18 protein-coding genes and 2 pseudogenes are annotated in these 25,452 nt (G+C 68.0%); 5 read left to right on the top strand and 15 right to left on the bottom strand.

Annotated elements, in window-relative coordinates:
* Positions 1–24 precede the first annotated feature (24 nt).
* The gene (locus ACPXY0_RS00100) at positions 25–372 is read left to right on the top strand and encodes a hypothetical protein (protein WP_423927299.1); all 348 of its coding nucleotides are present in this window, start codon (positions 25–27) and stop codon (positions 370–372) included.
* A gap of 406 nt (positions 373–778) precedes the next feature.
* Here ACPXY0_RS00100 and ACPXY0_RS00095 read toward each other — a convergent pair.
* The 9 genes and pseudogenes from ACPXY0_RS00095 to ACPXY0_RS00055 form a co-directional block, all read right to left on the bottom strand.
* Positions 779–1,063 (bottom strand): annotated as a pseudogene (locus ACPXY0_RS00095) (transposase); the annotation flags it as partial.
* A gap of 16 nt (positions 1,064–1,079) precedes the next feature.
* Positions 1,080–2,126 (bottom strand): IS110 family transposase, encoded by a 1,047-nt coding sequence (locus ACPXY0_RS00090; RefSeq protein WP_423930744.1) that lies wholly within the window; start codon positions 2,124–2,126, stop codon positions 1,080–1,082.
* Between the two features lie 243 nt (positions 2,127–2,369).
* Positions 2,370–2,900, bottom strand: coding sequence for a DDE-type integrase/transposase/recombinase (locus ACPXY0_RS00085; RefSeq protein ID WP_423927297.1), 531 nt, complete (start codon positions 2,898–2,900; stop codon positions 2,370–2,372).
* Positions 2,901–2,975: 75 nt separating this feature from the next.
* Positions 2,976–3,218 carry a transposase gene (locus tag ACPXY0_RS00080; RefSeq protein ID WP_423927295.1) on the bottom strand — a complete coding sequence of 81 codons (243 nt, stop codon included), beginning with the start codon at positions 3,216–3,218 and terminating at the stop codon, positions 2,976–2,978.
* Positions 3,140–4,939, bottom strand: coding sequence for a DEAD/DEAH box helicase family protein (locus tag ACPXY0_RS00075; RefSeq protein WP_423927293.1), 1,800 nt, complete (start codon positions 4,937–4,939; stop codon positions 3,140–3,142). The genes ACPXY0_RS00080 and ACPXY0_RS00075 overlap by 79 nt, the downstream gene beginning before the upstream one ends.
* 266 nt (positions 4,940–5,205) lie before the next feature.
* Entirely contained in the window at positions 5,206–5,637 is a 432-nt protein-coding gene (locus ACPXY0_RS00070; protein ID WP_423927291.1) for a cupin domain-containing protein, read from the bottom strand.
* Positions 5,638–5,650: 13 nt separating this feature from the next.
* Entirely contained in the window at positions 5,651–5,851 is a 201-nt protein-coding gene (locus ACPXY0_RS00065; protein ID WP_423927289.1) for a hypothetical protein, read from the bottom strand.
* Positions 5,852–5,861: 10 nt separating this feature from the next.
* A complete protein-coding gene (locus ACPXY0_RS00060) occupies positions 5,862–6,728 on the bottom strand; it encodes an SDH family Clp fold serine proteinase (RefSeq protein WP_423927287.1) in 867 nt (288 codons plus the stop codon).
* Positions 6,729–6,829: 101 nt separating this feature from the next.
* Entirely contained in the window at positions 6,830–7,642 is an 813-nt protein-coding gene (locus ACPXY0_RS00055; protein WP_423927285.1) for an amidohydrolase family protein, read from the bottom strand.
* Between the two features lie 669 nt (positions 7,643–8,311).
* Here ACPXY0_RS00055 and ACPXY0_RS00050 point away from each other — a divergent pair.
* Together ACPXY0_RS00050 and ACPXY0_RS00045 are read left to right on the top strand one after the other, a co-directional pair.
* A complete protein-coding gene (locus tag ACPXY0_RS00050) occupies positions 8,312–9,457 on the top strand; it encodes a c-type cytochrome (protein ID WP_423927283.1) in 1,146 nt (381 codons plus the stop codon).
* A 4-nt stretch (positions 9,458–9,461) separates the two neighbouring features.
* Positions 9,462–10,214 (top strand): carboxypeptidase regulatory-like domain-containing protein, encoded by a 753-nt coding sequence (locus ACPXY0_RS00045; RefSeq protein ID WP_423927281.1) that lies wholly within the window; start codon positions 9,462–9,464, stop codon positions 10,212–10,214.
* Positions 10,215–10,404: 190 nt separating this feature from the next.
* Here the strand turns inward: ACPXY0_RS00045 and ACPXY0_RS00040 are convergent, their stop codons facing one another.
* The 6 genes from ACPXY0_RS00040 to ACPXY0_RS00015 all read right to left on the bottom strand — a co-directional run bounded on the left by ACPXY0_RS00040 (position 10,405) and on the right by ACPXY0_RS00015 (position 23,397).
* Positions 10,405–11,727 carry an IS1182 family transposase gene (locus ACPXY0_RS00040; protein WP_423926806.1) on the bottom strand — a complete coding sequence of 441 codons (1,323 nt, stop codon included), beginning with the start codon at positions 11,725–11,727 and terminating at the stop codon, positions 10,405–10,407.
* 140 nt (positions 11,728–11,867) lie between these two features.
* Positions 11,868–19,646: a Calx-beta domain-containing protein gene (locus tag ACPXY0_RS00035; protein ID WP_423927279.1), complete on the bottom strand. Its 7,779-nt coding sequence runs from the start codon at positions 19,644–19,646 to the stop codon at positions 11,868–11,870.
* A 578-nt stretch (positions 19,647–20,224) separates the two neighbouring features.
* Positions 20,225–20,941 (bottom strand): hypothetical protein, encoded by a 717-nt coding sequence (locus ACPXY0_RS00030; RefSeq protein ID WP_423927277.1) that lies wholly within the window; start codon positions 20,939–20,941, stop codon positions 20,225–20,227.
* Between the two features lie 2 nt (positions 20,942–20,943).
* A complete protein-coding gene (locus tag ACPXY0_RS00025) occupies positions 20,944–21,411 on the bottom strand; it encodes a hypothetical protein (protein WP_423927275.1) in 468 nt (155 codons plus the stop codon).
* 4 nt (positions 21,412–21,415) lie between these two features.
* Positions 21,416–22,798 (bottom strand): nicotinate phosphoribosyltransferase, encoded by a 1,383-nt coding sequence (locus ACPXY0_RS00020; RefSeq protein WP_423927273.1) that lies wholly within the window; start codon positions 22,796–22,798, stop codon positions 21,416–21,418.
* A gap of 8 nt (positions 22,799–22,806) precedes the next feature.
* The gene (locus ACPXY0_RS00015) at positions 22,807–23,397 is read right to left on the bottom strand and encodes an isochorismatase family protein (protein ID WP_420464174.1); all 591 of its coding nucleotides are present in this window, start codon (positions 23,395–23,397) and stop codon (positions 22,807–22,809) included.
* Positions 23,398–23,549: 152 nt separating this feature from the next.
* On the opposite strand from ACPXY0_RS00015, the gene queC reads away from it, so the two are divergent.
* Positions 23,550–24,257, top strand: coding sequence for a 7-cyano-7-deazaguanine synthase QueC (gene queC / locus ACPXY0_RS00010; RefSeq protein WP_419942784.1), 708 nt, complete (start codon positions 23,550–23,552; stop codon positions 24,255–24,257).
* A gap of 24 nt (positions 24,258–24,281) precedes the next feature.
* Positions 24,282–24,920, top strand: a pseudogene (locus tag ACPXY0_RS00005) (phage portal protein); the annotation flags it as partial.
* Between the last annotated feature and the right edge of the window lie 532 nt (positions 24,921–25,452).

Raw genomic sequence — 25,452 nt, 5'->3', positions numbered from 1 at the left:
GGGCAGAAACAGGAGGATGACGCGATGAAGCCTCTGGCATGTGTGGTCGCCGCCGCGACTCTGGCACTCATCGCCGGATGCGGTCCGTGGACGGGCGCTCCGGAGGACTTCGCGTCCGCGGAGGAAGGCGTCTTCGCCACCCTCGCCCCGTTCCACAGTTTCGGTCCCGTCCACGACGCGGACAACGTCGAGGCCATGCGGCCGCGCGTCATGGGCACGCACGGGGTCATCTCCTCCGGGCACTACCTGGCTACGCAGACCGGGTACGAGGTGCTCAGGGCTGGAGGCAATGCCTTTGACGCGTATAAGGTCTTCAAGAAAGGGGATCCGGAAGCCCAGGACCCGGAAGGAGTCAACAAAAAAGGGAAGTGAAGACCGCAGCCTGACCCACCAACCCCGCCGAGGCCGGTGTCAGGTGATTACAGCACTTGTACAGCCGGGTCGGTCACCTAAGCCTAATACGCGCAGCCCTTCTGAGGTGGTCTTACTTCGTTGGACAGTTCGAGGGCAAAGTTAAGGTGGATTCCGAGTGGTTGTGAGAGCCCTCGGGAGCCTTCTCCGTGAGTTGTCCCGGGGTGGGTGCTCCACCCGTGGGTCCTCCACCGGCAGGGGAAGGACAGCTTCCAACATGGGCCCCGGTGGCCGGGAGGGGAACCCGGCCGGGGAGCGGGGCTTGGCCGCCGTCGGCGCGAGGCGCCCGGGATGGGCGGATCGCGCGTTGCGCCCCGGCCCCGCGGGCTCACCAGGGCGCGCCCCGGCAGGCGCAAGGATCCGCCGTTCACGCCGTCCCCTTGCCGTTGCGGTAGGCCTCGCCCGGCGTCCGCCCGCCGAGGGACGAATGGGGTCGCACCTCGTTGTAGAAGTCGAACCAGGAGCCGATGATGCGTGCGGCGTCGAGCCCGTCCCTGAGTTCATGGAGGTACACGGCCTCGTACTTCAGCGACCGCCACGGCCGCTCGATGAAGATGTTGTCGAGGAAGCGGCCCCGGCCGTCCATCGAGAACGCCACGCCCGCGTCCAGCACCCGGTCGGCGAACGCCTCGCTGGTGAACTGGGAGCCCTGGACGCTCTCATGTTTGTCAAGCAGGTGATGGGGCGGTGAGGACGCGGTGGATCTCGCGGGCCACGTAGCGCTTCAGGCAGCGCATCACCTCGGGCTTGGACAGCCCCTCCCGGGTACGCCGCTGGACATAGGCTTGGGTTCGCGGGTCGGTGCGCATCCGGCACACGACGATCATGTGCAGGGCGGAGTTGGCTTGGCGGTTTCCGCCGCGATTGAGGCGGTGGCGTTGCGTCTTCCCGCTCGAGGCGGGCAGCGGGCTGGCGCCGCACAGCATGGCGAAGCTCGCTTCGGAGCGCAGCCGACCGAGATTCTCGCCCGCGGCGACCAGCAGCTCGCCCGCATTGGCGATTCCCACGCCTTCGAGCTTGAGCGGATCGGGCGCGAGTTCCTCGACGAGCGGAGCGATGAAGCGGTCGAGTTCGGCGATTTCGTCGTCGAGGTCCAGGACTCCGCGAGCGAGGGACTTCAGCGAGAGCCTGGTCGCGACCGCCGGGTCCCGGTATCCCGCGGCATCCGGCCTCCAGGCCGCACAGGTACGCAAGCGCCGCATGCGGGTGAGGTCGCGGACCCGGTCGCGCACCTCGTCCGGCGCGGCGACGATCGTGTTGTGGAGTTGCTGAAGCGCCGCACGGCGGCACTTGACCGCGGTCTTTCGGGTCGTGCGCGGCACACGCGGGGATTCCACGGCGCCGCCGCGGTCCTTGGCCACCTGTACCCGATGTCCCGTGCGAGCGGCCTCGGCCGCGGCGACCGCATCGAGCGCGTCGTCCTTCCCCCGGGCTCTCCGCGCGGCCGGGTCGGGACCGGTCACCTCGAGCACGGGCACGCCGAACAGCTCCAGGTGCCGGGCAATGCCGGCGCCGTAGCTGCCGGTGGACTCGACTCCCACGCGCGGCAGCTCGCCGTGAGACCGGAACCAGACGAGCATCGCCCGGTATCCGGCCCGTGTCGTGGAGAACGATTCGGTGCCGAGCACCGTGCCTTCGAGTGTCACGATGGCGGCGGTGTGCGGGTCCTGGTGGGTATCGACGCCCCCGATGACCCCGACCCTTTCATCTCGCATACTTGCCATGCCGGCCCCCTGTTCCATGATGGGTGAACGGGTTGGAACCGAACTCGGCCGGTGTCGGACATGACAGTGAAGGGACGCCTTGGGCCAGGCTCTCATCAGGTCACGATGCCGGTCGAGGCCGGAGCCTCAACCGGTTGCCCTCGGATGGCCGACGAGTCCAGGGAATGACAGCTTGGTCGGTCCGAGTGCGGGTCAAGCCACCCAGGGGCGACCGGAGTCTGTAAGCCTACAGCGTCAATCAGTGTTTGAGTCAAACCACCGAGGGGAACCGGCCCTTACATACTCACTATCGGTGTTCAGGATCTCCGGGGCCCGCCAGCCCAGCGCGTCGTCCAGCGCCTGGACGCGGAACGACGCGTCCATCGTGTTCGACAGCCGCCACGCGAGCACGTGCCGGGTCGCCCAGTCCATCACCGCCACGAGGTAGAAAAACCCTTGCGTCACGGGGACATGGGTGATGTCCGCGCACCACACGTGGTCCGCCCGCGAGATCTCGAGGCCGCGCAGCAGGTAGGGGAAGACCCGGTGCTCCGGACCCGCCACGCTCGTGCGCGGCCGCCGGTAGGTCGCCTCCACCCCCATCAGGCGCATGAGCCGCCGGATCCGGTGCCGGCCCGCGGTCGCCCCCTCGCGGCGCGGATGCCGCATCATCCGCCTGCTCCCGTGGAACGGGTACGCCATGTGCAGCTCGTCCATGCGCCGCATGAGCGCCAGGTTCTCCGCGCTCTCCCCCTTCGGCCGGTAGTACCGCGACGACCGGCTCACCCCCAAGCAGCGCACACTGCCTTGAAAGACTCAGCGGTCCGTCCCGCTCGATCATCCGCCCCCGCTCCGCACGGCTCAGCGCTTGAGTCCGCGCCGAAAAAAATCCCGCTCGACCGTGAGCTCCCCGATCTTCGCGTGCAGGTCCCGGACCTTCGCCTCGTGCTCCTTGGCGAGCTTCCGGCCCGCGCCCCCGGCGAACACCTCCGGCAGCCCCTCGAGCAGCTGCCGCTTCCATGTCGTCACCTGGTTCGGATGAAGCTCGTGCCGCGCCGCGATCGCCTGCACGCTGTCGCGCTCCCGCAGCGCCTCCAGCGCCACCCGCGCCTTGAACTCCGCCGTGAACCGTCGTCTCTTCCCGGCCATCTCGGTGCCTCCTGTTCCGTCCTGGAATCCACCTTAACGACCTGTCCAAAAAACTGGGACCACCTCACCTCGCGCTGGTCCTCGGGAAGCATGGCGATCGCTTGTTCGACAACGCGGTCCCAGTGTGCCTCCAAGCGTTTCGAGGCTCGTATGGTGTTGGCGAAAGCGATGGCCCGTAAGAGCGGTCGGTTCATCTCCTCGACCGCTGTAGCGCCGTTCGTCCGGCTGGCCGCGTCAGCTTGGGCTTCTCCTCCGACCCGCCGTCCTTGAAGCGCCCTCCAGCACCCCATGATCTTTGCCGCATCGGTGATGTTGATTTCGCTTCCGTGGCTCTCGGCCAGATGCGCCTGGAGCGTCCCCTCCACACCAGTTTCGGCCACAGTGAAGATCACCACCTGGTAGTCCGAGAGCAGGTCGCGCTCGATGGCTCGGGAGAAGGGTAGCCGGTGGAACTCGGGTCCGTAGGTGGCCTCCTCGTCCATGGAGAAGACGTCCATGTCGTGCCGCGCCGCCCTCGACCTCGAACTCTCGGTATAAATACGCGGCGTGGCGGTCATGTAGAGCCGCTTGTGCGCGCGGATGCGGTCGTTGTCGTGCACGAGGACGAAGGGCGATGTCTTGCGGTCTTGTGCGTCCACGCCCGTGGTCCGGTGGGCCTCGTCGCAAAGAACGAGGTCGAAGGGCGGCGCGCCGGCGTCCTGCGCGCTCTCCACGATGGGAAGCGAATGGTAGGTGCAGAAGACGACCGTCATGAACCCGGGACGGGGCTCGCTCAGCGCCGCCGAGATGCGCGCCGGGTCGGTGGTGACGGGGATCTCCAACTCCAGTACGGAGGCGTCCTCGTCGTGGCGCCCGGCGCGGGTATCCGAGCAGATGCCCACGTAGCGATGCGGGATGGTCTTTGGGGTCGCCCATTCCCGCATCGACTGCGCGAAGAGCGAGATCGACGGCACCAGATAGAGGACGCGGCCTCCAGTTTTCGCCACTTCCTCGGCGATTCGGAGCGCGGTGAACGTCTTCCCGGTGCCGCAGGCCATGATAAGCTTGCCGCGGTTTTGGTCTCGGAAGCCCGCGAGCACGTCGTCCAGCGCCTCGCGCTGGTGGGGCCGCAACTCGAACGGCTCACCGACGTAGCTGAGTTCCTCCGGTGCCGCCGACACCAGGTCCGGCCAGTCGAACGGGCGGCTGGCGAGGTCGTCAAACCGCAGAACGGCACAGGCGGGCGTCAGGCCGCGGAGCGTTCGGAGCGCGTTTGGGCCCCAACTGTCGCCGGTGTCGACGAAGATGCGGGACGTGAACGGCTCGCGGGCGGACGCTGAGATGAAGGAATCGAGGTGCGGCTTGCCGATCCGCGTTCCCGGCGCGTAGCACTTGCACTGAATGGCGCACCAGCCGCCGTCTCGCTCCTCCGCCACGAGGTCGATGCCGGTGTCGGTCAGGTCAAACTGAGGCTGCGGTGGTGAGCCGGGCTCGGCTACGGCGCGACGGGCGGCCTCCTGGTTGAAATGCGGAACCCACTCCTTCCAGAGCCAAACCTGTGAGAACCGTTCCCGGTACATCGGGTCTTCACGGAAGTACGCCCGCATGAGCCGTTCGAAGAGCCGCCCCTTCTGAACTTCGGTCTCCGAAACGGAACGGATGTGGTCGAGGACGCGCTGGAATCCGTGGTAGCTCATGGCTGGTAGTCGATCTCCGTCTCGTTACGAGTGCGCCCCGATCTGCCTACAGCGGTTCGATCACGGCCTACGTGGACGATGTCCAGACGGTCAGGCCCAAGCTGCGCATTGCGGCTCACATCGAAGCCGTGGCCCGGGGCGCGTCCATGCGGCGCGTAGCGTGTGAGCGAGCTCGGTGAGGTGGGCGGGGCGGGTTATCATTCATGAAAAATGAACATCCGATGCTCAAATTTCAGGATTTGGAGGCCAGCCGCCGTACGGTCCACCTAACTGCGCGGAGGGCGCTCGAAGTCCACGATGTTCTCCCATTCCTGAGCGTCCGACCGTGCGACGACGGCCACCACGGGCTCAGTGTCGCTCAGGTTGAACACCTCGTGGGGCACGCCCGGCTCGATGAAGATGAAGTCGCCCGTCTCGTTGTCGAGCGTTTTCTCGAGTCGCGGACCGAACTCGTGCCGGACGTGTCCCTCCAGAATGTAGAGCATGACCTCGAAATCCACATGGATGTGCGCCTTGGCGACGCCGCCCGGCGGGATCATCGCCACGTTCATTGAGAGCGCGCCGGAACCGACGTTTTCCGCCCACATTCCCGTCTTGTACTCGATCCCGTTCCATGCTCGGTGCCGTCCCCCGCCGCGCACGGTGATGATCCCGTCGTGGCGCTCGACCCGCCCCGGATTCCGTCCGTTTCGGGTCAACTCGGCCTCCGAGCTACGCGCCACTGTTTCCCTGTGGCGTTTGGTCGGAACTCTTGATCGTCCCGCCACCCAAGGCGGGCTCCAACCGATACCCGCCCAGCTTGATCCCCACGTCGGCGAGCTGTTTGGCCGCCTGCTGGCTGCGGTCCACGGCGACGCGGTCGATCTTGGGGTTCTTTTTGAGAATATCGTCCAGCCGATTCTTCTCCATCATGAGGCCTCCGCTAGAAGAAATAGGGATTGTGGACGAACGACGGTATCTGATTCCGAGCCATATGATCCCGCAAGAACCAGAAGTAATCCCAGACGGCTTTCTTCAGCTCCGGCTGGTCTCCGAAATCCGTGATCTTGAGCTTAAGCTCGTCCCGGAGAGTTTGCATATCGATTCCCCTCCCGTGGGTAAGCCAACGCTCGTGGTCGCTCAATTGAAGCGCGATTGAAGCGGCACGTTTCTCCTTCATCTCTTGCGTAACCGTCTCTCCTCGCGTCTCGGTCACGACCCAGTCCTTGAACTTGTACCTTGTGAGCCAACGCTTCAGCAGGTCGATCGAAAGATCGCGCGCGAGTTCGAACTGATGGAGTTCTGCAAGATCCAGCTTCTGCAGCAAAACGAGTTCCGCCGTGGAGAGCGTCTCGTGGAGGCTCTTCTCGATCAAGCTCTCATACTGAGACAGGTAAGACAGAGCCGGTACAAAACGGTCATCCAACTCGAGTTGGGGATCGATTGGGCCCAGACAGGAATGGTAGTCCATCAGGATGTCGTCCCCCGACATGGCCAGCACGGTCCCAGCGGACATCGCCCGATCGGGGATGATGAACTTGACCTCCTCGTAGTGGTGTCGAAGAACCCGGGCGATCCGCTCGACGACTTCGACGATGCCTCCAGGCGTATCGAGGATGACCACCAAACCGGACCTGTGGTCTTCTCTGGCTTCAACGGCGACCTTGACGCGATGCTCTACGCCGAACTGCATCGGCGAAATAATCGTGAGGCCGTCCGCATCGAGCATCTGTTCGATCACCGCAAGTCGAACGTTAGCCCACTCGCGAACGCTGTCTTGTGTCGTTGGGGGTGCGGTTACGTCGGGCAAGGACACTCCTTCTTCCGTGAGCTTCCCGGTTTTTCCGGAGAGATTTCGATCTTCCCTTCATCCGGGAAACTATGCGATCCTCGCTAAAGCTGCATCGACGCTCAGTTGCCGAAGCTGGCGGCGATCGCGGCCAGCCCCTCCCGGATCTCGGCCTCGGACTTCCACACGCCGCGCACCATGACGCCCGCGCGGTCCGCGATGTTCGCGACGTCGTCGAGCGGGTTGGAGTTCGTGAGGATGAGGTCCGCCCTCCGGCCCGCCGCCACGGTCCCGAAGGAGTCGTAGCGCTGGAAGTAGTCCCCGACGTTGCGGGTGCCGGTCACGAGGATCGCGTACGGCGACATCCCGGCCTCGGCCATGGCCGCGATCTCGCGGTGGAGCGAGAAGCCGGGAACGCTGAACATCTGCGGCGAATCGGTGCCCATCAGGATCCCCACGCCGGCCTCGTTCATCGTCCCGAGGAGGCGCGACCGGTTGCTCGCGTGCAGGCGGGCGCGCTCGACATCCCAGCCGCCGCCGGCCTGAATGGCCGAGAGGCGGTTCTTCCAGCCCTCGACGCCCTCCGGCGGCCAGTAGCGCATCTCCGGATAGGCCGCGAGCGCCCCGGGGTCGCCGAGACCGATCACGCCCACCTCCCACAGCACCATGGTGGGGACGACCCAGGCGCGCGCGGCGATCGTGAGGTCGAGCAGGTCATCCATCTTCGCCTGGTTCATGGGGCCGCGCAGGCCGCCGGCGTCCTCCATGTAGCCGTCGAGGTGGTCGAACGTCTCCTGTCCCATGAGGATGGCGTGCCGGATCCCCACATCGGCCGGGACATGGCCGCCGAAGCGGATCCCGGCCTGGGCGGCCGCGGCGCGAGCGCATCGTACTCCGGCACGGTGAGTCCCGGGTGGATCTTCAGGTGGTCCCACCCCTCCCGCTTTTGCGTCCACACGCGCTCGGCGGCCTGTTCCGGCGACGTCACCGAGTTGCCGTTGAAGCTCGGGCCCGCGAGGTAGAGCGTGGGCCCCCAGATCTCACCGGTGTTCGTGCGCGCCTTCAGGTCGAGGTCGCCGGGAAGGCCCAGCATCCCGCGCACCGTCGTCACCCCGTTCGCGGCGTAGAGGAACATCACCTGCTCGCGGAACTCCCCGCTCGCGTTCCCGCCGGGCGTGTGGCCGTGCATCTCGGACAACCCGGGCATGAGGTACTTGCCGGAGCCGTCGATCCGGTCGGCGCCGGCCGGCACCTCGACCGAACCCGCCGGGCCGACTTCGACGATCCGGTCGCCACGCACGAGAACCGTGTGCCCGGACAGCACACGCTCCGAATCCATCGGGATGACGGCGACGTCGACAAAGGCCGTGACCGCGGCCGGCACACCCTGCTGGCAGGCGGCCGTGAACGGGGCCGCCGCGCACGCCGCGAGGGCGAACCCCAGGGACAGACGATTGGATTTCATGTAGCCTCCCGGCGCGGTCGTTCCTGACCGCGCTGACCTTGACCCCGATAACGAGTATCCGTATTGACAGGGCTTCCGTGACCCGGACGCGGATCGCGACCACGGGTCGAGATGGGACCCCCGCCAGAGGAGCCGCGGATTGCCCGCAGCCGACGCTGAACCGACCCGCCGTCCGGCCGCTCTCCTCTTCATCGTGTCGGCGCTGCTGCCGATTCCGCAATCTCTCGGGGCCGCCCAGGCCCCGCAGGCCGCCCCCGACGGGATGGCGCTCTACGAAGCCGGCTGCGCGAGCTGTCACGGGTCGGATGGCCGGGGCGCCCCCGCCGACCGGATCGCGTTCGACGACCCGTTGCCGGACCTCACCGACTGCAGCTTCGCCTCGCGCGAGCCGGACGCCGACTGGATCATCGTGTCCAAGGCGGGAGGACCGATCCGGGGCTTCAGCGATGTCATGCCGGCGTTCGGGGAGGCGTTCGATGACGAGCAGCTCCAGGCCGTCATGGACCACATCCGGACCTTCTGTACCGACCGCTCGTGGCCGCGCGGAGAACTGAACCTCCCGCGGGCCCTCTTCACGGAGAAGGCATACCCGGAGGACGAGTGGGTGTGGACGACGGGCGTGAACGCGGAGGGTTCGGGCGCCGTCATCAACGAACTCCTGTACGAGAAGCGCTTCGGATCCCGGAACCAGATCGAAATCGCGCTCCCCTTCGGCTTCGCGGAGTCCGCCGCTACTCCGGCCGGACGTGACGCGGGGCCGGCGTCGGAGTGGGGCGTCGGGATCGGCGATATCGAGATCGGCTACAAGCGGGCGCTGGCGCACAACCCGCAGACGATCTTCAGCTTCGGAACCGAGGTGAAGCTCCCGACAGGAAACGAGACGCGCGGCATCGGGGAGGGCGAACTCCGGCTCGAACCGTTCCTCGCGCTAGGGCAGATCCTCCCGGGGGACGGCTTCCTTCATCTGCAGGCGGGCGCGGAATTCCTCGGCGAGACGACCGAAGGGTTCTGGCGGGCGGTCATCGGGCGCACGTTCACCAGCGGGGAGTTCGGCCGCTCGTGGTCCCCGATGATCGAAGTGCTGGGGGGGGCGGATCTGGCCGAGGGTTCGCGGTCGCAGTGGGACGTGGTCCCTCAGATGCAGGTGACGCTGAACACGCGGCAACACGTGATGCTCAACGTCGGGGTACGAGTACCGCTGACCGAGGCCGACGTGCGGAGCACGCAACTGCTCGTCTACGTCCTGTGGGACTGGTTCGATGGGGGTCTGTTCGATGGCTGGTAGGTGGGTGAAGGGCCCGGCCCTGGCGTGCGCGTTCACGATCGTCACCGTTGGCGCGGGCTGGGGGGTCGGTGGACGCGACGCCTCAGCGGGGATGGAGCGCGGGGCGATCACGGGCCACATCCTGCTGGCCGAGGGTCAGGTGCGCTTCGCCGGGGAGCCGCCCGCCGGGGCGGAGATCGACATGTCCGCCGACGCCTACTGCCGAGACCAGTACGACGAAGCGGTGATGGACCGACCCGTGCGGGTCGGTTCGGGTGGCGGCCTGGCGGATGTGCTCGTGCGGGTCGTCAACGCGCCGGCGTCGCGGGCGGCGCCGGAGGCCGAGGCGCTCCTCGACCAGGCCGGGTGCCTGTATGCGCCGCGATCGGTGGCCCTACGCGTGGGCCAGCCTCTCGTCATCCGCAACAGCGACGCGACCCTGCATAACGTCCGGGTCGTGCCCGCCGCCAACGCGGGCTTCAACCTCGGGCAGCCCATCAGAGGGATTCAGAGCACGCGCTCGTTCGAGACGCCTGAAATCGGGATTCCGGTGCGCTGCGACATCCACGGCTGGATGACCGCTTCGATCCACATCCTCGAGCACGAGTTCTTCGACATCACGGGTGAGAGCGGGGCTTTCACCCTCCCCACCCTTCCGGCGGGCGACTACGAGATCGAAGCCTGGCATCCCACGCTGGGGACCGTGACGGGGCGTGTCTCCGTGACCGCCGACGGAGCGGCCGCCGCCCCGTTGACGCTCGAGTTCTCGCCGAACTAGGAGCCTGCGCCGCAGGAGCGCGGCGGAAGCCATCGGATGCCGCCCGCGGGGTCTCGCGAGCCGAAGTGTCGGTCGTTTTCCGGACGGGAACACGTTGTAGGCGGGGAGACGGCCCGGCGGGCGGCGTTCGGGCGGGGCCGCGGACCTCTTTTTGTGCCCCGGGGGACGCTTGACACGGATTTTCGGCCCCTCACGCTGCCTGAAGGACGTGGAGGCGCCTCATGTTGAGCGCCAGGCACACGAGGTCCCACTCGCCGCGCACCTTCTCCAAACCCCGGAGGCTGAACCTCCGGAACCCCATCGCCTCCTTGACCCAGCCCATGGGCGCCTCCGCGATCCACTTGCGCTTGGCGTACACCGCCCGGCCCTCCGGAGCCGCCAGCTTCTTCGCCATGCGCGCCCTCGCCGGCTGCTTCTCCGGGTCGGGCTTGCCGGCCCCCTTGCCCTCCCGGCCCAGCGCTACGTAGCCGTCGATCCCCCGCGCCTCCAGAGCCGCCAGATCCTCCTCGTTACAGTAGCCCGCGTCGGCCAGCACCTGGCCGGGCGTCTCCCCGCACCGCCCGGACACCTCGTCCACCCGTTCCACCAACTGCCCCTGGTCGCTCGCGTTGTCCGTCACCGCCGTCCCCACCACCAGTTGGCTCTCCCCGTCCACCACCGCCTGCGCGTTGTAGCACTGCTGGTAGCCTTCCGTGCTCGTCCGCATGATCCGGCTCTCCGGATCCGTGAAGTTCGTCTGATCCTTCGCCTCCGGCTCCCCGTACGCATGCTTGTACGGCGGCCCCCCCTTCGGGTTGCGGTCCCACTCCGGCTTCCGGCCCCGCGCGTCGTCCCGCTCCCGGGCCTCCGCCTCCAGGCGAGCCTTCGCCGCCCGGATCGCCGCCAGACGGTCCTCCCGGCGCTTCAACTCCTCGGGCAACTCGTCGCCCCGAACGTCCTCCCCGTGGCGCTCGTCCTCCTCCGCGTCGATCGCCTCGGCCGCCGCCAGAAGCTCCGCGATCTCCGCCTCCAGGCGGGCCTCTTCCGGCCCCATCCGCCCATAGCTCATCGCCTTCCGCTTGCTCGCGTTCGCGCGAACCTTCGTCCCGTCCACCGCCACCCGGCCCAGCCCCGCCAGCCCCAGTTCCCGTGCCAGGCGCACCACCTCCGCGAACAACGCCCCGAACGCCTTCAGGTTCTTCTTCCGGAACTCGCACAACGTCCGGTGCGCCGGAAAGTTCCCCGCCGCCAGCATCCTGAGCGCCACGTCCTCCTCCAGACGCCGCGCCAGCTTCCGGGACGAGAACACCCCCGTCGCGTACCCGTACACCAGCACCTTCACCATCATCCGAGGATCGTACGGGCTCCGCCGCCGCCCATCCCCTTCGTACCGCGCGTAGAACGGCGACAGGTCCGCCGCGTCCACCAGATCGCTCACATGATGCGCCAAGTGCCCCGCCGGTACCCACTCCCGAAGATCCTGCGGCAGCAGCAGCTGCTGGTCCGGATCGTACGGCCGGAACCTCGTCCTCATCCTCTCCGGATCGTACGGTAGGGACCTCGTCCCCATCGCCACCTCCCCGCGCCGAACGTGAACCGGTCACAGCCCGGCATCACCATAACCATCCGGCACGCGCCGCACCATCGGCTTCTACGGCGCAGGCTCCTAGGGGCTTAGTCCTCCCAGAACCTGCTCCACAGGCTCAGCGTCGCTTCGCCGCCCCGGGGTCCGTGCGTCCCTTCGAGGCTCAGCGTGAGCCCGCCCGCCTCGAGACCCGCGGCGACCCGAAGGGCGCGCCGGCCGTAGCCGTCCAATCCCTCGAATCTCAGGTCGAACAGGGACTCCGCCCGTAGCGCCAGGCCCACGCGACGGGCCTCTCCCATGAGGCCGCCGTAGGGCATCGCGATGAGGTCGCCGAGCGGCACTCCGTAGCCGACTTCGGCCTCCATGCGCCCGGGATCGTTGAGTCCCATGGCACGGCCCGAGGCGATGCCGCTCATGTCGCGGCGCTCGAAGAGCCGGGCCGCACCGCCGTCCGCATAACCCCAGGCGGGCGCGACGCGTAGCGAGAGGCCGCGCCCCGAGGGGTCGGGCTGAAGGCGGAGCACGGCCGAGCCGCCCCATTCCCTGTAGGTGCCGTCCTCGTGCGCCACGAGTCCGCGCGCGCGTCCCTGCAGGGTCAGGCCCAGCGACGGAATCGTGACGCTCAGGCCGCCGCCCATCTCCATCCCCGCGCCCGTCTCCGCGTCACCCATGTCTCCCCGCACGCCGACCTCCGCGAGGGGCTCGAGCGTTGCGCTGCCGACCTGGAAGCCGTGCGACCCTTCCACCAGCAGTCGCACCCGGCTCGCGGTGCCCTCGTGATCTCCGATCGTCTCGTCGCCGGTGGTAGTCCGCGACATCACCGCATCCGATGTCAGCGCCAGCGAGAAGCCCTGCTCGCCGCTCGTCCCGATCACATCGCCGCGCCAGCCGAGAGCGGCCATGGCGAGGTTCGCGTTCGGATCGGAGTCGGATCCGCCGTCCAGGGAGAGGCTGCCGCCCGCGTATCCCAGCATCGCCCACGCGGACAACTGGTCCGTGATCGAATACCGGGCCCACGGATACACGCCCGTGAGGATCGTTCCCACCTCGCGTCCCCGCGGCCCCGCTTCGCCCAGGGTGCCGTCGGCGCGGTTGTGCGACACGACGACGCCGCCCAGCCACCGGCCGCGCGCGAGGTCGAAGCCGCCCATGAAACCGTTCAGCTCACCGTCGACCGAGGCGTCGCCCACGCCGCCGCTGAAGCGGGTCCTCGCGCCGCGACCCCACACGGACCAGTAGCCGTCACCGCCGTCCAGCTGGCCGGACGCGGAGAACGACGAGCGGCCGAACAGGTCTCGCAGCGTCATCTCGCCGTTCGGCCACTGCCCGCGCGGCTGCTCGCCGCGCGACCACATGGCCAGGCGGTCGGAGGGCTTGATCGAATAGTGGCCCCCCAGGCCTTCCAGGTCCCAGCCGCCGATCACCATCCGGGTTCCCCCGGGCCCCCGCGTCATGCGTCCACGCACCGTCTCGACGACCTGATCCGATGTCGTGCGACCGACGCGCGCCAGCCACCCGCTCAGGTCGAGCGGCACCACCTCATCATCGTCCTGCACCGTCACGGTCGCCGAAGCGGGCATCCCCAACTCGTATCCCGCGCCCGCGAGGACCTCCGCCGTGACCATGCCGGCCACGATCCCTTCGTCGACATCGTCATCCTCGGTGGCCACCATCAGGATCGCGCTGTCCTGCCCGGCCTCGATCGTCGTGGTCGGACCAGGGGTGCCCGCGAGGACATCGTTCGTTCCGGTCACACCCACGATCACCGTGAGCGCACTCTCGGCGGCCGGCGCGACCCGAACCGCAAAGCGCGCCGCCTCGCCCTCGGTCACGGTGGTCTCAAGCGCCGCGACCGTCACCACCGGCGTGACCGGCTTCGCCCTCACCTCGTCGGTGGGCGCGCTCGCCAGACTCTCCGCGTTGCCGGCATCGTCCTCGAAGCCGACCCGCACCTTCAGGCGACTCCCAACGTCCGCCTCCTGGACCACGTACGTCCGCTCCGTGGCGCCCGAGATCTCGGGTTCCGAGCCGCCCGAGACGCGGAGCCACTGATACCGCCACGCGACTTCCGTCAGGCCGTCCGCGTCGCTGATCGCGTCCGTATGCGCCGTGAGCGTCTCGTCGACCTGCGGGAGGCCGGTGATCGTCGGGGCCCCTTCCGCCGGGGAGTTGTCGTTGTCCGTGACCCGGACCGTCAGCGTCCCGCCCGAGATGCGATCGTCTTCGCTCACCGCTGCCGTGAGCACCACGAGACGGTCACCCGTCGCCTCGTCATCATCCTCCGTGTCGAAGCTGAACGTGGCCTGGGCCTCGCACGCCGGAATCATCACTGTCGTCGGTACCGTGGACGAGACCGCGCCGCCGCTGTCCTCGACCGCGATCGACGGCATGATGTCGAAGGGGATGACGCACCCGGCACCCGTCGGCTCCACGACGACCGACACGGTCACCGAACTGCCTTCCTCGACAGTGGGCGTCTCGGTGACGAGCGCGATCGTCGCGCGATCGTCGTCGAGGATCTCCAGCGCTCCGGAGGCGACCTCGCCCCCGTTCACCTGCGCCCGCACAGTCACCGTCTCCGAATCCTCGAGGCGAGCGTCGTCGAGGATCGTCATCTGCACCGTCGTCTCGGTGCTCCCGGCGGCGAGCGTGATCGTGGTGCTCTCGAACTCCCAGTCGGATCCGCTCTCCGCGGAACCTTCACCGGAGAGGGTGACCACCATCGGCTCGGACGGGGCCATCCCGCGCGACACGACGATCTCCACGCTGCCGGCGTCTTCCGCGACGGAGTTCACCGTGGAACCGTCCGACCGGAACTCCAGCGTCCAAGCCCCCTCGTCGTCCTTCTCGATCGCCGTGATAGTCGCGGTTTCGCCGTCGTAGTCGCCGCCGGAGGCTGTGTGTGTGATCGTCGCCGTGCCGTTCTCGTCGTCCTCGTCGCGCGCCGCGCTCAGCGTCACGGTCTGGGGCACATACCAGTCGTCGGCCGTGAACGTCGGCGAGTCGCCGCCGGTCACCGTGATGTCCTCGTCTCCGGTGCTCGTGGAGGTCACCGTCACGGTCGCACTCGGCTTCGATTCCAGTACCAGGGTGTACGTCGCCGTCTCGCCCTCCGGCACCGTTACCGTCCGGGGACTGGGGAAGAGCCCGCGCCTGTCGTCGTCCACGATCGCGAGCGTGGCCCCGTCCACCGACAGCGCTGTCACGGATCCGACTATCGTGACCGATTCGTTCCCTTCAGCGAAGTCGTCGTCGATCGGCGTGATCTCGAACGTCCCGCTCCCGCTCGTCGCCCCCGTCTCGATCTGGAACGTGAACCCGGCCACCATCCCGTAGTCGGTCCCCACCGTCGCGCCATCCCCGCTCGCGCCCACGCTCACCGTCACCGTCGTCGGCGACTCCAGCGCCTCACCGTCGAGACGGCCCGTCACCGTAACCGTCGTCTGACCGTCACCTTCGCCCACCTCGTCCGGACTCAGGCTCAGCGTCACCTTCGTCGACGCACCCATCTTGTCCTGCTCGACCGCCGTGACGCTCGTGCTGACGTTGTTCGCCCCGTAGTCGCCGCCCGAGGTCGTGTGCGTGATGGTCGCCGTCCCGTCCGCGTCGTCCGCGTCGTACGCGGCACTCAGCGTCACCGTCTGCGGCAGGTACCAGTCGTCCGCCGTGAACGTCAGCGTCGCGCCGCCCGTCACCGTGATGTCCTCATCACCGGTCCGCGTCGCTGTCACCGTCACCGTGGCCGTCGGCTCCGACTCCAGCACCAGCGTGTACGTCGCCGTCTCGCCCTCGGGGACCTCCACCCGGCTCCGGCTCGCTAGCAGGCCGCGCGTGTCGTCGTCGACGATCGTGAGCGTGGCCCCGTCCACCGACAGCCCCGTCACCGAGCCCGACACCGTCACCGACTCGTTCCCCTCGTCAAAGTCATCGTCCGTCGGCGTGATCTCGAACGTCCCGCTCCCGCTCGTCGCTCCCGCCTCGATCTGGAAGGTGAACCCGGCCACCGTCCCGTAGTCGGTCCCCGCCGTCGCGCCGTCGCCAGATGTGCCTACGCTCACCGTCACCGTCGTCGGCGACGACAGCGCCTCACCGTCGAGACGGCCCATCACCGTGACCGTCGTCTGACCGTCACCTTCGCCCACCTCGTCCGGACTCAGGCTCAGCGTCACCTTCGTCGAGGCACCCATTCTGTCCTGCTCGACCGCCGCGACGCTCGTGGTGACGCCGTCGTAGTCGCCGCCCGCGGCCGTGTGCGTGATCGTCGCCGTGCCGTCGAGGCTGTCCGCGTCCGCCGCGGCGCCCAGCGTCACCGCCTGCGGCAGGTACCAGTCGTTGGCGGTGAACGTCAGCGTCGCGCCGCCGGTCACCGTGATGTCCTCATCGCCGGTACGCGTCGCTGTCACCGTCACCGTGGCCGTCGGCTCCGACTCCAGCACCAGCGTGTACGTCGCCGTCTCGCCCTCGGGGACCTCCACCCGGCTCCGGCTCGCTAGCAGGCCGCGCGTGTCGTCGTCGACGATCGTGAGCGTGGCCCCGTCCACCGACAGCCCCGTCACCGTCCCCGACACCGTCACCGTCTCATTCCCCTCGTCAAAGTCATCGTCCGTCGGCGTGATCTCGAACGTCCCGCTCCCGCTCGTCGCTCCCGCCTCGATCTGGAAGGTGAACCCGGCCACCGTCCCGTAGTCGGTCCCCGCCGTCGCGCCGTCGCCAGATGTGCCTACGCTCACCGTCACCGTCGTCGGCGACGACAGCGCCTCACCGTCGAGACGGCCCATCACCGTGACCGTCGTCTGACCGTCACCTTCGCCCACCTCGTCCGGACTCAGGCTCAGCGTCACCTTCGTCGAGGCACCCATTCTGTCCTGCTCGACCGCCGCGACGCTCGTGGTGACGCCGTCGTAGTCGCCGCCCGCGGCCGTGTGCGTGATCGTCGCCGTGCCGTCGAGGCTGTCCGCGTCCGCCGCGGCGCTCAGCGTCACCGCCTGCGGCAGGTACCAGTCGTTGGCGGTGAACGTCAGCGTCGCGCCGCCGGTCACCGTGATGTCCTCATCGCCGGTCCGCGGCGCTGTCACCGTCACCGTGGCCGTCGGCTCCGACTCCAGCACCAGCGTGTACGTCGCCGTCTCGCCCTCGGGGACCTCCACCCTGCTCCGGCTCGCAAAGAGGCCGCGCCTGTCGTCGTCGACGATCGTCAGGGTGGCCGCGTCCACCGTCAGCCCCGTCACCGAACCCGACACCGTCACCGTCTCATTCCCCTCGTCAAAGTCATCGTCCGTCGGCGTGATCTCGAACGTCCCACTCCCGCTCGTCGCCCCCGCCGAGATTTCGAACGTGAACCCGCCCGAAGTCTCGTAGTCCGTCCCGGCCGTCGCGGCATCGCGGGACGACCCCACGCTCACTGTCACCGTCGTCGGCGACTCCAGAGCCTCCCCATCGAGACGGCCCGTCACCGTGACCGTCGTCTGACCGTCACTTTCTCCCACCTCGTCCGGACTCAGGCTCAGCGTCACCTTCGTCGAAGGCGTCCCGCCTCCGCCGCCGCCGCCGCCTCCGCCTCCGCCTCCGCCGCCCTCGTCGTCGTCCTGCTCCGTTGCCGTGACGATCGCGGTGACCTTGTTCGCCCCGTAATCGCCGCCCGATGTCGAGTGGGTGACCGTCGCTGTTCCGTCCGTCGCGTCCGCGTCATCCGCGGCACCAAGGGTCACCGTCTTCGGGACATACCAGTCGTCCGGGGTGAAGGTCAGCGACGCACCGCCCGTCACCGTGATGTCCGAATCCCCGGTACGCGCCGCCGTCACCGTCACCGGCGCCGTCGGCTTCGACTCGAGCACCAGCGTGTACGTCTCCGTCCCGTCCTCCGGCACCGCCACGGTCCTGGGGCTGGGGAAAAGGCCACGCGTGTCGTCGTCGACGATTGTCAGCGTGGCCGGGGAGACCGTGAGTCCCGTCACCGACCCGGACACTGTCACGGACTCGTTTCCTTCAGCGATGTCGTCGTCGGTCGGCGTGATCGTGAACGTCCCGCTCCCGCTCGTCTGATCGCCCGCGATCTGGAACGTGAAGCCGCCCGATGCCGTGTAGTCGTCGGCCGTCGCTCCATCGCCGGACACGCCGACGCTGACCGTCACCGTCTTCGGCGACCCCATCGCGTCGCCATTGAACTCACCCGTCACCGTGATGGTCCTCTGGCCGTCCGACTCGTTCACCTGGGCGGTGCCCAGCGTCAGGGTCACCGCCGTCGTGACCACGTTCCCGTTGTTCTCACCGTCGTCGCTCGTATCGCCTTCCGTCGCCGTCACGGTCGCACTGACGCTGTTCGTGCCGTAGTCGCCGCCCGACGTCGTGTGCGTGATCGTCGCCGTACCGTTGGCGCTGTCCGCGTCTGCCGCCGCGCTCAGCGTCACCGTCTGCGGCTGGAACCAGTTGTTCGTCGTGAATGTGAGCGACGCGCCCTGCGTCACCGTGATGTCGGAGTCTCCCGTCCTCGACGCCGACACCGTCACCGGGCCCGTCGGCTTCGACTCCAGCACCAGCGTATACGTCTCCGTCCCGTCCTCCGGGACCGTCACCGACCTGGGGCTGGGGAAGAGGCCGCGCGTATCGTCATCGACGATCGTCACGACCGTCTCGTCGTTCCCGATGGTCGCGTGCGAAGACGCGCTGCTCAGGACAAGGCTGAAGGTCTCGTTCCCCTCGCCGATGTCGTCGTCTGTGATCGTGATCGTGATCGTGCCGGACGTTGTCCGGCCGGCAGGGATCGTCAGAGTTCCCGTCGCAACCTGGAAGTCCCCGGCCGTCGCCGTCCCGGCCTGGGCGGAGACGTTCACCGTCACGTTCTGGCTCAGGGCCCGGGAGAGCGAGACGCTGTAGCTGTATGTGCCGACGCCTTCCGCCAAGCTGAGGGTTGCGGGGGCATCGATGACGGCGTTGGGCGCGGCCGTGTTGTTCGTCACTGGGTGGTTCGTCAGATCCACCGCCCTGTTCTCCGCCTCGTCCCGGATCGCACCGGTGGAGGGCGCGCTGTAACTCACGGTTACGTTGTCGCCGTACGCGACGGGGGCGCCGAGAGTCAGAGTCACCGTCCGGCCGCTCAGATCGAAGCTGGTCGGGTTGGTCCCGCTCCCGCTGTTGATGCGGACGCTATAGGCGCTCGTCCCGGGCTCCGACGTATGGTCCAGCGCCTCGTTGTACCTGATAACGAGCGTCGAGCCATCGACCGTGGCGCTCTCCACATCGGGCGGCCCCACGTCCCCGCGGTTCCGCGTACCCGCCGGCACTACGACGACCCTCACCGCCGACGTGTCGGCTACGGCGTGGTCCTCGAATACGCCTCGGAGCAGGGTCGTGATCGTCCGGGCGGGCGTATGGGCGCCGCCGGGTTCGGCTTCTACCTGGAGTCTCCACTGACGGGTGAGTTGTTGCGGGGTCCTGAAGACAAAGGCGTACAGTGTCCAAAGCGTGATGTCCGACTCGAGGCCGTGAACGTTGATGTCGCCCCGAATCTGCTTCTGCATCTCGCCCCGCCGCCGGATCGTGAAGGTCACCCACTCGCCCACCTCCACCGTGTCCCTGTCGGCCTCCAGCGACACATGGGCGTACTCTCCGGGTGCCATCCGACCTACTGCGGCCGAGAGATCGCTCTCCAGCCTTTCCCGATTGCCCTCATCGTCCTGGAAGGTGACGCGGACCTTCAGGCGATGACCGAGGTCGCTCTCGCCCACGTAGTACCAGGCGCGGATCGCTTCGGCAATTTCGACCTGCCCGCCACCACTGAGCACCCGCACCCACTGGTATTCCCACTCCACATGCTCGAGCCCATCCGCGTCCTTGATGCTGTCGGTGTAGACGTACGCGGACGCCCCCACTCGGACGGAGTCCTCCCAGCTGCTCGTGCCGTAGGCACCGACGCGCGGTTTTCCAGTTGCGGGCGGGCTCGGCCGCGCGGAGAGCTTCCGCTCGGGGACATCGGTCGGCGAGGAGCCGCCCGTCTCAAAGTCAACCTCGGGGAGAAGGAACGCGGAGACAGCCTCGAAGCCAGGGCCGTTCAGGTCCGGGCGTTGGGGCGCTTCCTGTGCCGTGACTGGGGTGGGGGAAGCTCCGACGAGGGCCGCGAACGCCAGGGAAGTCGCGACAAATCGGGAAAAGCCGCGAAGCGCGAGTCCGAGGGACACACCCCTCCTGCGCGTGCCTCCGACTGCGTAGTCCGCATCCGCGGAGAGAATGGTATGTCCCGCCGTCAACAGACCCCGCGAGGGGCCAGTCTCCGAACCCGCCATGCCCGTTTTCCGCTTCCCCATGGCGCGCCGACCGCGACAACGGCCAGTCGCGCGCTTCCACCCCTCCACCCCGGTACATGCCGGTTGGGGGACCCCCGCATCACCTCTGCCGGACGACTACTTCAGAGATCGATGCGTATGTATCCTAGCGCCGAAGCGTCGCGCGTTCAAGTTGGAACACCGGCGGGCGGTTCAAGGTCCCCCCGGACATGGGGATGGGAGCCCTTCGGGCGCGGAGATCCGCGGATCTCGACGTAGCGGGCGAGGCGCTCCACCTCGTCTTCGTCCACGTATTTGCCGATTTCGCGCCGGAACTGCGCCATCGACGTATAGGGGCGATACTCCTCGAATTCGTGCTGCATTCGCGCTCCGACGCCCGGGATGCCGAGGATCGCCTCCTCGGTCGCCGTGTTGAGGTCGATCCGGACGTAGACGTACTGGGCGAGCCGCGCGAGTTCGTCATCGTCCACATACTTCCCGATCTCGCGGTGGAACTGGGGGAGGGCGACGTACGGGCGGTATTCCTCGAACTCGTGCAGCATGCGGTTTCCGACGCCCGGGATGAGCAGGATCTCCTCGTCCGTCACATCGTTGAGGTCGATGGGGACGAACATGGCGCGATAGCCGGACTCATGCCCCTCCGCCGGGACGTGCTCGGCCACCACGGTGTGCAGGTCGGCCATCCGCAGGAAGGGACGCGCTTCCATGATCGCGGCGACCGCGTCCGCGTCGAGCCCGGGCACGCCGGCAAGCTGCTGCTCGGTCGCGAGATTCGGGTTCACGAGGCCGAGATTCTCCCCCACCTGTGCGTGCGCGGGGGCCACGGCCACCAACGAGGCGACGAGCAGAGCGCCCGCCATGCCGAAGTGCGCCTTGGACTCCATTTCTATTCCCCTTTGTCCGGTGATTCCGAGCTTGCGAGTGCGGGATGGCCCAGGGCGATCAGGAACCCCAGCAGACCCATCTGCATCATCTGCCCGGGCGCCAGCGCCGGCATGGCGCCCATGAACACCTTCACGATCAGGTCGAAGCCGCCCGCGGCAGGGTTCATCTCCATCTCGAACTCCATGTTCGACTTCAGATGGAGGTATACGCCGAGACCGCCCGCGCACAGGTACAACCCCATCAGGAGCTGAAACACGCGAAGCCGCCTCCGCGTGGCACGGAGCGCGAGCAGGGCGCCCGCCACGATACCCAGCCCCAGGAGGACGATCGGCGTCCACTGCCACGGATCCTCGAAGTGCTCGAGCAGGAGCAGCTCCGCGGCCGTTCCGCCGCAGCCGAGCAGGAAGAGCCCCAGCGCGAGACGCCGCCACATGGTCGACAGCCCGCGGCGGTCGAGGGAACGCTTCAAGGTTTCAAGGCGGATCGCCCGCGCCGAACAGGAGGTCCGCCTCTCCGGCCAGGGCCCGGACGCCGGCCGAGGGCTCGACCCGATACATGGTTCCGGCCGGCTCGAGTGAGCGCAGCTCCTCCGGGAGCGACGCGCAGGAGGACCGAACGCGTTCGCGGATTTCGGCCGGCGTCGGATCGGGGGCGACCCGTTTCCCCGCACGCATGACCGGCCGCAGAAGCGGCTCCCCGCCCGGATCTTCCTCCTCGAGCGCGAGGACATCGCCCGACACGAGGCCGTCGGCGTACCGCCTGAACACCTGTTTCCGCCCCGGCCACGTCGCCTTCCCCTCGGAACGCTTGCGGCGCGGGCGGCCCGCGTACTCCTGGAGCTTGTAGACGCTGTCGAGCGTGGGAGCGTCCGTGGACACGGTGAGCGCGCTCCCTACCCCGAAGCCGTCGATCGGGGCGCGGGCGAGGCGGACGACGTCGTACTCATCGAGGGAACTGCTCGCGAAGATGCGGACCTCGGGGCAGCCGCCCTCGTCCAGGATCCGGCGCACCCGGTGCGCGTGCGCGGCGAGGTCGCCGGAGTCGAGGCGCACCCCGGCGATCTCGATGCCTTCCCCTCGGAGCCGCGGGGCGAGGCGGACGACGGTCGCCGCGCCGGCCTCGGTGTCGTACGTGTCGATGAGGAGTACCGCGTTGTCGGGATGCGCCCGCGCGAAGCGAAGGAACGCCTCCGCCTCGCTGTCGTGCGCCTGCACGTACGAGTGTGCCATGGTGCCGTACGTCGGGATCCCCCAGCGCTGCCCGGCGGCGACGGTCGCCGTGCCGTCAAAGCCCGCGAGGTACGCCGAGCGCGCGGCGAGCAACCCGGCCTCCGAGCCGTGGGACCGCCGCAGGCCGAAATCCACCAGGACCATCCCGGGCGCGGCCGATGCGAAACGCACCGCCTTGGACGCGATCAGCGACGAGAAGTTGATGAGCGAGATCAGCCGTGTCTCCACGAGCTGCGCCTGAGGGAGCGGCGCGGTCACCCGCAGCACGGGCTCCTCGGGGAAGAAGACGGTGCCTTCGGGCATCGCTTCCACGTCCCCCCGAAAGCGCAGATCGGCGAGCCAGTGGACGAACGCGGCCGGAAACCCGGGCTGTCCCTCGAGCCATTCCAGTTCGTCGGGCTCGAAGCGCAGCCCCTCCAGATAGTCGAGCGCCGGGGCCAGCCCGGCGGCGACGAGAAAGTTGCGCTGCGGAGGGAGCCGGCGGACGAACAGATCGAACACGGCGATCTCGTTCATGCCGTGCTCCCAGTACGCCTTCAGCATCGTGAGCTGGTAGAGGTCGGTGAGCAGGACGCTATCGCCCGGATCCCTTCGCGGCTCGATTCGGCCGGCCCCGGCTGCTTCCACGGCTTCCATCACCCGCCGAGAGCCGCTCGCGTGAGCGCGAAGTCCGCCCCCGCGTCCCGCATGCGCGCGATCGCGCGGACCCCATCGCCGGACTCTACCTCCACAGCGCGCACGGCATCTTCGAGCACGATCACGTCAAAGCCCTCCTTGCGGGCGTCGAGCACGGTGTTGAGTACGCAATAGTCGGTCGCCAGCCCGCCCACGAAGACGCGTGCAACGCCCTCCTCCGACAGTCGTTGCGCGAGGTCCGTCCCCGCGAACCCCGAATAGGCGTCCGCGTCCGCACCCATCGCCTTCGAGATGATCGCCGCCGAAACCGGGAGGTTCAGCGCCTTCGCGAACGCCGCGCCGTCGGTCCCCGCGACACAGTGCGGCGGCCAGATCCCGCCACGTTCGAAGAACGAGCAGTGATCCGCGGGGTGCCAGTCCCGCGCGGCGAAGACCGGGAGGCCCGCTTCCGCGAACGTGCGAATCGCCTCGTTGAGGGGCGGAATCACGGCGTCCCCCTCGAAGATGGCGAGCGCGCCCCCCGGGAGGAAATCGTTCTGCACGTCGACGATGACCAGAGCGTCCTCCCTGCCGGGCGGTGGCCCCTTCATCTCGTCTCCTGCCTTGCCCACGTTCTCGTTTCCCCGGGGTGCCCGGCGTCGGCCGGAATCCGCTTCCGGCCCTACGTTACCATGCGTTGCCAGGTGGTGCGAAGACACGTTACAAGTGGCTCACCAGGGTCAGCCGCGAAGTCCAATCCGTATTGAAGAGGTGGATGATGGGAAGGAAAGCCGTGGTCCTTCTGAGCGGCGGACTGGACTCGGCGACGACCCTGGCGATCGCCAGCGAACAGGGATACCGGACCTACGCGCTGACCTTTCGGTATGGCCAGAGGCACGAGATCGAGGTCGACGCCGCTTGTCGCGTGGCCAAAGCGGTGGGCGTGATCGAGCACCTGGTCACCGAGATCGACCTCCGGACGTTCGGCGGCTCCGCGCTCACCGGGGACCTGGAGGTGCCGAAGGATTCGGGCGCATCCGGCGCTTCCGAGGGTATCCCGGTGACTTATGTCCCGGCGAGAAACACGATCTTCCTGTCGTTCGCGCTCGCCTGGGCGGAGGTTCTCGGGTCTTCCGACATCTTCATCGGGGTCAACGCCGTCGACTACAGCGGGTATCCCGACTGCCGCCCCGAATTCATTGACGCGTTCGAGAGACTCGCGCGTTTCGGCACCCGGGCGGGAGTTGAGGAAGGCCGCCCGTTCCGGATCCACGCGCCACTCATCGACCTGACCAAGGCGGAGATCATTCGGCGTGGACTCGAGTTGGGCATCGACTACGGGATCACGCGGAGTTGCTACGACCCCGACGCGTCGGGCGCGGCGTGTGGAGAGTGCGAGTCGTGTCGGCTGCGGCTGGCGGGGTTCGCCGCGGCGGGAGCCGAGGATCCAGCCCCCTACCAGGTCACCTGACGGTTCGAACTCCTTCCGCACGCGGCGGTCATTCATCCGCGGTACTCGGTCGATCCGACGCGGCCCTGGATGGGCGTCGGCCCCATGGGCTGGGCCCGGGCCTCGGCGAACCTCACCGCCAAGCTCGAGAATCGCCTCGGCCAGGAGGCCGGCGGGCCGGTCGGCCTCCTCCTCCCGATCCCCCAGGACGGCGAAGACGAGAACCTCACGGGGCTCCGCCGGCAGCTCGAGGAGGCGAAGGGCGGCACCGTGCTGGTCGAGACGACGGCGGACGCGTGGGGCGAAGGCCGGGCCGCGGCGCCTCAGTCCGATTGGCGGCCGCAGCGGTTCGGCGCGGATCCTCCGGCGACGCTCGAGGCCCTCCGGACCTCCGCCGGCCAGACGGTCGCGGCGGCCTGCGGGATTCCGCCGGCGATCGTCTCGCGGTCCGACGGTACGGCGCTCCGCGAGGCGTGGAGGCAGTTTCTGTTCGCCACGATCGCGCCGGTCTCGAAGCTGGTCGAGCTCGAGCTGAGCGCCAAGCTCGACGTCGCCGTCACGCTGACGCACGACGAGATGCGTGCCTCGGACCTGGCCGCCCGGGCCCGGGCGTTTCAGTCGATGGTCGGGGGCGGCATGGACCCGGCGAAGGCGGCGGGGCTCGCCGGGCTCATGGCCGATTGAGGCCGGATTTCAGGCAGGAACCAGTCGATACGTTGCGGGAGGCGACGTACTGAGGTGGCTCTCGGGGATCGAGAAGGCGTAAGTGAGCTTCGTCACTGTGGCTTCCGAAGTGTACGCAGGTTCCGGGATAGGAACGTGGTTTTCGAGCATGGCTTCGATGAAAAGGGTTTGGGCCTCGCGCAGTTCTCGTACCGCATCGTTATGGTTTCGACCTTGAGCCATGCAACCAGGCAATTCCAGAATCCTGGCCACGTAGGGAGGGGCCTTACCGGATTTGTCGTACACGACGTCGATCGTGTAAGGTATTGTCATGTAATAATTTATATTCTTCAACATTGTTCCTTCTCACCTTTCAACGTGTCCAGCATGTCCAGCAGCTTCAAGGCGTGAGTAACGTAAGATCGGTGTAGGTAGCGATGCCGTGCAACGGCCCCCTGGAGATGAGGGTAGCTCGGATGCGTGAAGATCGTATGCCTTCCGTCCTCCTTCTTCACGAATCCGTAGCTAGTATACGGAGAGGGGGGGATTCGAA

The sequence above is a fragment of the Candidatus Palauibacter sp. genome (assembly GCF_965237495.1).
In the GTDB taxonomy this organism is placed as follows: domain Bacteria; phylum Gemmatimonadota; class Gemmatimonadetes; order Palauibacterales; family Palauibacteraceae; genus Palauibacter.
The sequence above is the reverse complement of the archived record's forward strand: the minus strand, read 5'-3'. Positions and strand labels throughout refer to the sequence as shown.